The sequence below is a fragment of the Nocardia sp. NPDC050406 genome, assembly GCF_044459025.1.
Taxonomy (GTDB): domain Bacteria; phylum Actinomycetota; class Actinomycetes; order Mycobacteriales; family Mycobacteriaceae; genus Nocardia.
Genome location: NZ_JBITIM010000002.1, coordinates 2,103,211 through 2,114,735, shown reverse-complemented (window position 1 = coordinate 2,114,735; position 11,525 = coordinate 2,103,211). Strand labels below are relative to the sequence as shown.

The 11,525-nt window shown below is 67.8% G+C and carries 7 protein-coding genes; 4 read left to right on the top strand and 3 right to left on the bottom strand.

Features of this window, described 5'->3' with window-relative positions; all coding sequences use genetic code 11:
* Window positions 1–138 precede the first annotated feature (138 nt).
* Both uvrA and ACIBH2_RS23045 read right to left on the bottom strand, forming a co-directional pair.
* Window positions 139–3,231 (bottom strand): excinuclease ABC subunit UvrA, encoded by a 3,093-nt coding sequence (gene uvrA / locus ACIBH2_RS23050; protein WP_397120531.1) that lies wholly within the window; start codon window positions 3,229–3,231, stop codon window positions 139–141.
* 101 nt (window positions 3,232–3,332) lie between these two features.
* On the bottom strand, window positions 3,333–4,133 hold the full coding sequence (locus ACIBH2_RS23045) for a sigma 54 modulation/S30EA ribosomal C-terminal domain-containing protein (protein ID WP_397120529.1): 801 nt from the start codon (window positions 4,131–4,133) through the stop codon (window positions 3,333–3,335).
* Window positions 4,134–4,336: 203 nt separating this feature from the next.
* On the opposite strand from ACIBH2_RS23045, the gene ACIBH2_RS23040 reads away from it, so the two are divergent.
* Entirely contained in the window at window positions 4,337–6,058 is a 1,722-nt protein-coding gene (locus ACIBH2_RS23040) for a GAF domain-containing protein (protein WP_397120526.1), read from the top strand.
* A gap of 10 nt (window positions 6,059–6,068) precedes the next feature.
* Here the strand turns inward: ACIBH2_RS23040 and ACIBH2_RS23035 are convergent, their stop codons facing one another.
* Complete coding sequence (locus ACIBH2_RS23035) at window positions 6,069–7,214, bottom strand: beta-ketoacyl synthase N-terminal-like domain-containing protein (RefSeq protein WP_397120524.1); 1,146 nt, start codon at window positions 7,212–7,214, stop codon at window positions 6,069–6,071.
* Window positions 7,215–7,432: 218 nt separating this feature from the next.
* Between ACIBH2_RS23035 and ACIBH2_RS23030 the strand changes: the two genes are divergently transcribed.
* The 3 genes from ACIBH2_RS23030 to ACIBH2_RS23020 all read left to right on the top strand — a co-directional run bounded on the left by ACIBH2_RS23030 (window position 7,433) and on the right by ACIBH2_RS23020 (window position 11,483).
* Window positions 7,433–8,767, top strand: a complete 1,335-nt coding sequence (locus ACIBH2_RS23030) for a diguanylate cyclase domain-containing protein (protein ID WP_397120522.1) — start codon at window positions 7,433–7,435, stop codon at window positions 8,765–8,767.
* A gap of 9 nt (window positions 8,768–8,776) precedes the next feature.
* On the top strand, window positions 8,777–9,121 hold the full coding sequence (locus tag ACIBH2_RS23025; protein WP_397120520.1) for an antibiotic biosynthesis monooxygenase family protein: 345 nt from the start codon (window positions 8,777–8,779) through the stop codon (window positions 9,119–9,121).
* Between the two features lie 88 nt (window positions 9,122–9,209).
* Window positions 9,210–11,483, top strand: a complete 2,274-nt coding sequence (locus tag ACIBH2_RS23020; RefSeq protein WP_397120518.1) for a HelD family protein — start codon at window positions 9,210–9,212, stop codon at window positions 11,481–11,483.
* Window positions 11,484–11,525: the final 42 nt, after the last annotated feature.

Sequence of the window (11,525 nt, the reverse complement as noted above, 5' to 3'; positions counted from 1 at the left end):
CGGACCCAATTCGAAGGACAACCTCAGAACGACCCGGCACCTAAGGCGACGCCGAGAGGTATGCCGGTCGCACGGGCCCTCCAGAGCGGGACAACCCACGGCCGGTGACGCGAATAAGCGTCACCGGCCGTATCGGGGTCAGCGTAGGGCGGCGGCCTTGCGGCGGGCGGCGGCGGCCTTCTTGGCGGCGGCCTGCTGTTCCGGAGTCGCCTTGGCGGTGGTGGATTTCGCCGGTGCCTTTTTGGCGGTGGACTTTTTGGCTGCCGGGGCGTCCTCCGTGGTCGACTTCGCCTTGGCCGTCGACGATTTCGCGGTGGACTTCTTGGTGGCCGCGCCGTTGGTCGCGGGGGTGCCGCGTTTCGGGGCGGTGGGGGGTGGGGCGTCCAGGGCCTCGCGGAGGAATTGGCCGGTGTAGCTCTCCGCTACGGCGGCAACGTCTTCGGGGGTGCCCTGGGCGATGACCATGCCGCCGCCGGAGCCGCCTTCGGGGCCCATGTCGATGACCCAGTCGGAGGTCTTGATGACGTCCAGGTTGTGCTCGATGACGATGACGGTATTGCCCTTGTCGACGAGGCCGTTGATGACACCGAGCAGTTTGCGGATGTCCTCGAAGTGCAGACCGGTGGTCGGCTCGTCGAGGATGTAGACGGTGCGGCCGGTGGAGCGCTTCTGGAGTTCGGCGGAGAGCTTCACGCGCTGCGCCTCACCACCCGACAGCGTCGGCGCGGACTGGCCGAGCCGGACATAGCCGAGGCCGACATCGACGAGGGTTTTGAGGTAGCGGTGGATGGAGGTCACCGGTTCGAAGAACTCGGCGGCCTCGTCGATGGGCATATCGAGGACCTCGGCGATGGTCTTGCCCTTGTAGTGCACCTCGAGGGTTTCGCGGTTGTAGCGCGCACCGTGGCAGACCTCGCACGGGACGTACACGTCCGGCAGGAAGTTCATCTCGATCTTCAACGTGCCGTCGCCCGAGCACGCCTCGCAGCGCCCGCCCTTCACATTGAAGGAGAACCGGCCCGGCTGGTAGCCACGCACCTTGGCCTCGGTGGTGGCGGCGAACAGGGTGCGGATCTTGTCGAAGACACCGGTGTAGGTCGCCGGATTGGAGCGCGGGGTGCGGCCGATCGGCGACTGGTCCACCTGCACCAGCTTGTCCAGGTGGTCGAGTCCGTTCACGCGCTGGTGACGGCCGGGCACCTGCCGCGCGCCATTGAGCTTGTTGGCCAGCACGGTGGCGAGAATGTCGTTGACCAGCGTGGACTTACCGGAACCGGAGACGCCGGTGACCGAGGTCAGCACGCCCAACGGGAAACTCACGTCGATGCCGCGCAGATTGTGCTCGGTGGCGCCGACGACGGTCAGCTGCTTCTTCTTGTCGACGGGCCGCCGCACCATCGGCACCTCGATGCGCTCACGGCCCGAAAGGTACGCGCCCGTCAGCGAATTCGGATCCTCCAGCAGACCCGGATACGGGCCGGAGTACACCACCTTGCCGCCGTGCTCACCGGCGAGCGGACCGATGTCGACCACCCAGTCCGAGGAGTGGATGGTGTCCTCGTCGTGCTCGACCACGATCAACGTATTGCCGAGATTCCGCAGCCGCGTGAGGGTTTCGATGAGGCGGCGGTTGTCGCGCTGATGCAGGCCGATGGAGGGTTCGTCGAGCACGTACAGCACGCCGACGAGCCCGGAACCGATCTGTGTGGCCAGCCGAATACGCTGTGCCTCACCGCCGGAGAGGGTGGCCGCCGCGCGCGACAGCGTCAGATACTCCAGACCGACATCGAGCAGGAAGCCCAGCCGCGCCTGAATCTCCTTGAGCACCTGCGCCGCGATGGCCGCCTGCCGCTCGTCGAGGCGCAGCGAATTGAGGAACCGCGCCGCGTCACCGATGGACAGATCCGACAGCTCGGCAATGGATTTGCGGCCCGCCGAGGAGTTCAGCGTGACCGCGAGAATCTCCGGCCGCAGTCGAGCGCCGTCACAGACGGGGCACGGCACGTCGCGCATGTACCCGTCGTAGTGCTCCTTCATCTGCTCGGATTCGGTGTTCTCCATCCGCCGCTGCAGGAACGGCATGACACCTTCGAAATCGGCGTAGTACGAACGCTTTCGGCCGTACCGATTCGTATAGGAGACGTGTACCTGCTCGGAACTGCCCTCCAGCACGGCCTTGCGCGCCTTGAGCGGCAGATCCTGCCAGGCGGTGTCCATGGAGAAACCGAGCGCCGAGGCCAGACCCGACAGCAGGCGGGTGAAGTATTCGGCGGTCTGCCCGCGCGACCACGGCGCGATGGCGCCCTCGTTGAGGCTCAGCTCCGGATCGGGCACCACCAGATCCGGGTCCACCTCCTTGCGGATTCCGAGGCCGGTGCAGTCCGGGCACGCGCCGTAGGGCGAGTTGAAGGAGAACGACCTCGGTTCGAGGTCCTCGATATCGAGGGGGTGGCCGTTCGGGCAGGCGAGCCGCTCGGAGAACCGGCGCTCACGATCGTGCGCGTGCTCGTCGCGATCCACGAAGTCGAGCACCACGATGCCATCGGCCAACCGCAGCGCGGTCTCGATGGAATCGGTGAGCCGCTGTTTGGAGCTGGGCTTCACGGCGAGGCGGTCGACCACCACCTCGACATCGTGCTTCTCTTGCTTCTTCAGCTTGGGCGGATCGGTGAGCGGGTACACCACGCCATCGACGCGAACACGCGAATAGCCTTGGGAATTCAGCGATTCGAACAAATCCACGAACTCGCCCTTGCGGGTGCGCACCACCGGTGCGAGCACCTGGAACTTGGTGCCCTCGTCCATGGCGAGCACCTGGTCCACGATCTGCTGCGGCGTCTGCTTCTGAATGTGCTCCCCGCAGACCGGGCAGTGCGGGGTGCCCGCGCGGGCGTAGAGCAGGCGCAGGTAGTCGTAGACCTCGGTGATGGTGCCGACCGTGGAGCGCGGATTGCGGTTGGTCGACTTCTGGTCGATGGAGACCGCCGGGGACAGACCCTCGATGAAGTCCACATCCGGCTTGTCCATCTGACCGAGGAACTGGCGCGCGTACGCCGACAGCGATTCCACGTACCGCCGCTGTCCCTCGGCGAAGATGGTGTCGAACGCCAGCGACGACTTGCCGGAACCGGACAAGCCGGTGAATACGATGAGGCTGTCGCGGGGTAGGTCGAGATCGACCCCTTTGAGATTGTGTTCCCGCGCTCCACGCACCGTCAGGCGATCCGCCACCGGCCATCCTTCCAACGTTTCGGCATCCAGACTTACCCCCGACGCCATGCTAGGCGCGCCCACCGACAAGTTTCGTTGGCGCGCCTGGAACGCTGGTCACACTAGGTTCCGGGGACTCCGACCGCGCTCGGCAGCGACCGCCGCACACAGGAGGCAACCCGTGGCGCGGCAATGCGCTCCCGCAGGGGTTCCTCCAGGGTAGGCCCCTCGGGCGCGACCAGGCCGAGGTCCCCGTCGAAGCGGCGGTAGAGCAGCCGTCCGCGCTGGGTGTCGGGGTCGGTGAAGAAGAGGTACGGCAGCCCGCCCAGGCACAAACGGGCTGCCGCTTCCTCATCGGTGAGCGTGGGCACGGCGTCGCGGTGCTGGTGCAGGGTCCGCACGCCGAGCGGCCCGGTCCAGCACACCACCGCGTCGGCGCGGGTCTCCGCGTCGGTGAACAGGTGCGCGTCGTAGTCCATGGCGTCGAGCACCCGCGCGGCCGCCGCGGCCGAGAGCATCTGGAGCCGACGGTCCTTGCGGCGCACGATCGGGCGCGGCTCGCTCACCAGGGCGAGGGTGGGGCGCGCCGGATCGGGCCATGGTCGCGAGGCCTCCTCCGGCGCGCAGCCGAGTCGCAGATCGAGTCGTTCGAGCGCGAAGGTCACCGCGAACCTTCCCGGACCCGCGACCTGAACGCGGAACACCCGACCTACCGGGCGTACCGCTATCTGCACCAGGGTGGGCGCCTCGTCCGATTCCGACCACTCCAACCGCGCCCGCACCGCGCCCTCGACGCCATGCCTGCGCAGGATCCGGTCCAGACCGCGCACCACCCTGGTCACCTCGGTGGCGGGAGCGGGTCCACGGGTGGCCACCACGAAATCCGGATCGATTCCACTCGACCACACCTCGAACTCGCCCATCGCCGACCCCGCCTTCTTCGTGATCTCGACCCGGCAACCCTCCTCAATGGCAACACGCGGCCAGACGGTCGGTAAGGGTCCAAAGTCCCCTCTCGGTCATATTTCGGTAAAAATCTCCTGCAAAACCGTGGCGATCGCCCGAGCCCGCCCGCGAGCGCGCGTAAGCTCCGCCATAACGCGCGCTCGCGACCGTAGGACTGCTCATGCCGGACACCGCCCGATCCACTCCCTACTCGGTCCGAGATACCCTGTCGCAGTTGCGATTACGGGAACTTCTCGCCGAGGTGAAGGATCGGGTCGAGCAGATCATCGATGCCCGCGACCGCATCGACGGACTGGTCGAGGCCATGCTCGCGGTCACCGCGGGACTCGATCTCGACGACACCCTGCGCACCATCGTGCACGCGGCTACCAGTCTGGTGGACGCCCGCTACGGCGCGCTCGGCGTGCGCGGGCACGATCATCAACTCACCCAATTCGTCTATCGCGGCATCGATGAGCGCACCCGCGTGCTCATCGGCGATCTGCCCGAGGGCCACGGGGTGCTGGGCCTGCTGCTGAGCCAACCCGAACCCATTCGCCTGGAGAATCTGGCGCACCATCCGGCCTCGGTCGGCTTCCCGGCGCACCATCCGCCCATGCGCACCTTCCTCGGGGTGCCGGTGCGCATTCGCGGGGAGGTATTCGGCAACCTCTATCTCACCGAGAAGGCCAACGGCCACGCGTTCAACGAGGACGACGAGGTGCTGTTGCAGGCCCTGGCCGCCGCGGCCGGTATCGCCGTGGACAACGCCCGGCTCTACGAATCCGCGCGCACCCGACAGGCGTGGATCGAGGCCACCCGCGATATCGCCACCGAGTTCCTGGCCGGAACCGAACCCGGGCAGGTGCTGGCGCAGGTGGTGGAGCACGCGCGGGAGCTGACCGTCTCCGATCGCGCGGTGCTGGCCATCGTCACCGATCCGGAGGCGGTGCCGGAGGAGGACACCGAACTCGTTGTGGCGCAATGGTCCGGGCCCGGCGGCGCGCTGGGCAGCCCGACCGTGCGCACCCTCGGCACGGCCATCGGCGAGGTGCTCAGCACCCGCACTCCCCTGCGCTTCGACGACGCCCGCCACGTCGACCTCGGCACCCCGGTCACCGATGTCGGACCCGCGCTGGTACTGCCGTTGCACACGCCGGATTCCACACTGGGAGTGTTGATCACGCTGCGCGCGGCCGAATCCGCGCCCTACACCGACGAATTGGTGGAGCTCATCGCGGCCTTCACCGATCAGGCCGCGCTGGCCATGCAATTGGCGGTGGCGCAGCGGCGCATGCGCGAGCTCGACATTCTCACCGACCGCGACCGCATCGCCCGCGATCTGCACGACCACGTCATCCAGCGACTGTTCGCCATCGGCCTGTCGCTGCAGGGCACCGTGCCCAGGGCGCAGGTGGCCGAAGTGCGGCAACGACTTTCGGACGCCATCAACGATCTCCAGGATGTGGTGGAGGAGATTCGCACGTCGATCTTCGACCTGCACGGCGGCAACGGGCACAGCACCCGACTACGCCAGCGCATCGAGCGCGCGGTGAAACAGCAGACGGCCGACACCCCGATTCGCGCCATGATGCACATCACCGGACCGCTGTCGGTGGTGGAGCCCGCCCTGGCCGATCACGCGGAAGCCGTTGTGCGCGAGGCGGTGAGCAATGCGGTGCGACACTCCGGCGGCGACACCATCACCATCGATATCGGGGTCGCCGACGATCTCACCATCGTGGTCGCCGACAACGGCCGCGGGATACCGGACAACATCACCCCGAGCGGACTCACCAATCTGGCGCACCGGGCCGAGGAGTCCGGCGGCCGATTGGCCGTCTACCCGTGCCGGGATCCCGACACCGGAACCAAACTGCACTGGTCGGTGCCGCTGCACTGACATGTTCGACTCAGTCGACCGGCCCGAGCAGCAGGGCGGAATTGTTCCCGCCCATACCGAGCGCCGTCTTGAGCGTGATGGCGCCGTTCATCGGCTGCGGCCCGTCCAGCAGTCGCGGATGCGCCGCCGCCACGATGGGCGAGGCCGCCACCACGCCGCGCTCGTAGCCGATGGCCGCCGCGGCCACCTCGACACCGGCCGAGGCCGCCTGGCAGTGTCCGGCAAGGGGTTTCAGTGCCGTCACCCACGGCCGCTGGTCGAAAAGCTTTTCCAGCAGCGCGGTTTCGGCGTCGTCGCACTGTTTGGTGCCGGACCCGTGGGTATTGAAGTAGTCGACCTGCTCCGGCCGCACCCCCGCGTTGTCCAGCGCCCGGCGCACACAGTCGAAGATCTGCTCGTGCGAAGGGTCCACGGACAGCACGTGATACGCGTCGTTGGACATGGCCCCGCCCAGGACGGCCGCGTAGGGCCGCTCGACCTCGCGGCTCACGACGAACCCGACCGACGCCTCACCGAAGCCGAAGCCGCGACTGCCCTCCTGGAACGGACGGCAGGCCTGCAGCGGCTCCACGTCGTTGACCGCCGCGCCCACGGCCACGAACGGCTCCACCATGTCCGGCGTGGCCGACAGATCGGTCGCGACCACCACCACATCGTCGGCGAAACCGCTGTCCAGCCACATCTTGGCGGTGATCAGCGCGACATTGCTGGAGCTGCACGCGGCGGTCACGTTCATGGCCGGGCCGTGGAAACCGAACTCCTGCATGAGAACCGAGTTCGGGGTGGAGGGCAGCAGGCGCAGGTAGTCGCGATTGCGGCGGCGGCCGCCGTCGACGACATAGAAGTCGCGCCACTGGTACACGTCGCCGAGCACGATGGCGTGCACCAGTCCGACGGTGCGCCCGGGCCGCCAGCCGCGGGCGCGCGCGTCGGCCACCGCCTCGCGCGCCGCCTCCTGAACGGCGCGTCCGAAGCGGCTCGGGCCGAGATCCGGATCACCGCCGTCGGGGACACGCGCCACCCAGCCCTGCCGATCGCGATTCGGCCCGTACCCTGGATAAAGCCGGGCGGCGGGCTTACCGCTCAGCAAACCTTCCCAGAGGCTCTCGCGGCCCCAGCCGTAACCGGTGACCGCACCGATTCCGGCTATGGTCATATGATCTTGGTGCCGCGTGGATCCTGGGGTGCTGCTGGTCATAGCATCGCTCCTTCCAGAGCCGGTGCCTGTAATGATCACCAATCATGTCCCGATGCCGTAGGGGATTGTGATTGATTCAATAACGTCGGCGGTGTTGCCCGCCAGCTGCCGACACCACAATGGTCCCGTGCTCCACGGACGTAGTCCACGACGATCAGGGGGTACTCGAGGTGGAAGTGGGTAACGATCGGGCAAACGGCCCGACCGATGCCGAACAGCTGGCCCAGCGCTACCGAACCCTGGTCGAACACAGTCCGGACGGGGTGGTCGTGCACGAGCGCGGCATCCTGGTCTACGCCAATCCGGCCATGGTGCGACTGCTGGGAGCCACCTCCACCGACGAGGTCGTCGGACAGCCGGTGACCCGCTTCGTCGATCCGAAATCCGTTCCCGGCATGTTGGAGCGCATTCGGCGGCTCACCGAATCCGGCGACGCCTCCGAGAGCGCGGAGATGACGCTCATTCGCCGCGACGGCAGCACCGTGGATGTGGAGACCGTCTCGGTGCTCACCGCCTGGCACAACCGCATGGCCTATCAGGTGGTCATTCACGACCTGAGCGCGCAGCGCGCCGCCGAGGCCGCGCAGCGCCTGGCAGAACAGCACTTCACCACCGTGGTCTCGCAGTTGGAAGAAGGCGTGGTGGTGATCGACCGGCTGGGGCGCATCGAATCCATCAATCCCGCCGCGCTGCGCATATTCGGGCACGCCGGGGAGGATCTGGTCGGCACGCCGATCTACGCGCTGCCGCTGACCCTGCTCGACGCCAACGCGCTACCGCTGCCGCCGACCCGGCATCCGGTGGCCCGCACCCTGGCCACCGGGGAGACGGTCGTCGGATACGTGTTCGGGGTGGATCGCCCCGACGGGCAGCGGCGGTGGCTGTCGGGCTCCTCGCGACTGCTCAATCCCGGCGACCCGCAGTCCTCGGCGGTGTCGTCGTTCAACGACATCACCGAATTCCGGGCCAGCCGAAGGCAATTGGAGTACCAGGCCACCCACGACCCGCTGACCGGCCTGGCCAATCGGGCATTGGTGCTGTCGCGTTTGGCCGCCGCGCTGGGCACCAGCGAGGATCTGCCGGTCTCCACCGTGCTCTTCATCGACCTCGACGGTTTCAAAACCATCAACGACACCCTCGGCCACGCCATCGGCGACACCGTCCTACAGATCGTGGCGCAGCGCCTGCAACGCGGCCTGCGCACCGACGACATCGTGGGGCGCATCGGCGGTGACGAATTCCTGGTGCTGCTGTCCGGACGCACCCTCGGCGAGGACCTCGACGCCCTGGTGACGCGCCTGCGCCAGACCATGGCCGAACCCATCATCGCGCGCGGCCACCGCATCCAGGTCGACGCCTCCATCGGCGTCACCCCGCTGCATCCGGGCGACAGCCGCACCCCCGAGGCCGTCCTGCACGACGCCGACGTGGCCATGTACCGCGCGAAGCCGCCGGGCCACCGGGAGAACAACACACTCTCCCGACGGCCCAACAACACCCACGCCTCCTGAAAGAACCCCTTGATTCTCGAGCACGCCCTGCTGCCGGTGCGTCCCGGCCGATCCGCCGAATTCGAGGCCGCCTTCGCCGCGGCCCAACCGATCATCGCCGGAATGCCCGGCTTCCGGTCGCTGTCGCTGACCCGCTGCGTGGAGCGACCCGACACCTATCTGCTGCTCGTCGCCTGGGAGCGCCTCGAGGACCACACCGAGGGCTTTCGCGGTTCGGCCGAGTATCAGCAGTGGAAGCGATTGCTGCACCACTTCTACGAACCGTTTCCGGTGGTCGAACACTTTTCGCCCGTGGCCGAGGTCACGACCGGCGGATCACCTGGGGATACGGCGCGTTCGGCGAAGTCGAACTAGACTCGACTGCTCTGTTCTCGAACGTTGCGCGTTTTTCCGCGCGGTGACAAGGAGTCCCGTTTTGCCCGACCTCACCGAGGAGCGTCCTGTGCCCGCGACCGGTTCCGCCAGCGCGGATGTGGCGCGTGAACAGCAGCATCTGACGCTGCTGTACGAGCGGCTCGACGGGATGCGGCAGTACGCGCAGCGCCGGTTGCGCACCGTGCTGTTGGAGACCGGCGGTACGCCGCAGGCGCGCAGTGAGCGCGAATCGTTCACCCAGCTCTACAACGAGGATCTCGCCAAATACGATGCGGCCGAACACGGTCTGTGCTTCGGGCGCATCGATCTCGCCGAGAACGGCGACACCGAGCACCGCTACATCGGGCGTATCGGCATTCTCGACGAGGAGTCCGATTACGAGACGCTGCTGCTGGATTGGCGCGCGCCGCTGGCCCGGCCCTTCTATCTGGCCACCACCGCCGCGCCCGACGGGGTGACGCGGCGACGGCATATTCGCTCGCGCAACCGCAAGGTCACCGCGGTCACCGACGAATACCTGGATCTGGAGGCGGCACGCAGCGCCGGGGCCGTGGACGTCGACGGCGGTGTCGGCACCGAGAGCGCGCTGCTCTCCGCGCTCAATGCCGCGCGCACCGGGCATATGAACGACATCGTCGAGACCATTCAGGGCGAGCAGGACGCGATCATTCGCTCCGAGCACAAGAGCGTGCTGGTGGTCCAGGGCGGACCGGGCACCGGTAAGACCGCGGTGGCGCTGCACCGCGCCGCGTATCTGCTCTACACCTACCGCCAGCAGCTGGACAAGGCGGGCGTGCTCATCATCGGCCCCAACTCGACCTTCCTCGACTACATCGGACAGGTGCTCCCGTCGCTCGGTGAGACCGGCGTACTGCTCTCGACCATCGGCAACCTGTATCCGGGAGTCGAAGCGACGCTGGAGGATTCGCTGCGCGCGGGCGAGCTCAAGGGCTCCCTGGACATGCTCGAGGTGTTGAAGAAGGCCGTGCGGGACTGGCAGGAGGTGCCCAAGGAACCGGTGCGGTTGCACTTCGACGGGCACGATCTGGTGCTCGACCGCAAGACCGTCACCAAGGCGCGCGGGCGGGCCCGGTCGTCGCGGCGCGCGCACAATCTGGCGCGGCCGATATTCGCGGCGTCGGTGGTGGATCAGCTCACCGATCAGCTGGCGCAGCTCATCGGCGCCAATCCGCTCGGTGGGCGAAACCTCTTGTCGCAGACCGATCTCACCGAGATTCGCGACGAGATGCGCGCCGATCCGGAGATTCAGCGGGTGATCGCGCAGCTGTGGCCGATCCTCACCCCGCAGGAGGTGCTGGGCGGTCTGTGGGCCGATCCGCGACGGCTCGCCCACGCCGCCGGACACCTCTCCGAGGAGGATCGCGCGCAGCTGCGGCGCAGCGACAGCGGGGAATTCAGCCCCGCCGACGCGCCGCTCCTCGACGAGCTGGCCGAACTGCTCGGGGTGGACGACACCGAGGAGCGCGAGCGGGCCCGCCGTCGCTACCGGGCGCAGTTGGCCGAGGCGCAGGACGCGCTCGATATCCTCACCGGTTCCGCGCCACAGGATCTCGAGGACGAACTCGATCCCGAGATCCTCATGGCCTACGACCTCATCGACGCCAGCCAGCTCGCCGAACGCCAGCGCGTGGGCACCCGGCAGACCACCGCCGAACGCGCAGCCGGGGACCGCACCTGGACCTACGGGCACGTCATTGTCGATGAGGCGCAGGAACTTTCGGAGATGGCCTGGCGAATGGTCATGCGGCGCATTCCGAATCGGTGGATCACCGCGGTCGGCGATGTGGCGCAGACCGGCGACCCGGCGGGCGCGTCGTCGTGGCAGAAGGTGCTCGAACCGTATGTGGCGCAACGGTGGAAGCTCACCGAGCTCACCGTGAACTACCGCACCCCCGCCGAGATCATGGACATCGCCGCCGACGTCCTGGCCGAGATCGACCCGGGCTCCTCGGTGCCGCGCTCGGTGCGCGAGTCCGGTTTCGCGCCGACCGCGACCAAGGTCGGCGCGGACGAGCTGTCGAGCGAGGTGAAGAGCCTGCTCGCGGCCGAGGCCGAACGCCCCGGCACCACCGCCGTCATCGTGCCGCACGAACTGCTCGCCGAGTTGGGCGAGCTCGGCGGGGATTCGGCGCGGGTATTGACCGTGCACGATGTGAAGGGCCTGGAATTCGACGCGGTCGTCCTGGTCGAGCCGCAGGCCATTCTGGACGAATCGCCGCGCGGTATGAACGACCTGTACGTGGCGCTCACCCGCGCCACGCAGCGGCTCGCGGTGGTGCACACGGGCGAGCTACCCGGTGTCCTGCACCGGCTGAGCTGACGCGAAACGGCCGCGCCCGGGATGGGCGCGGCCGCTTGTCAG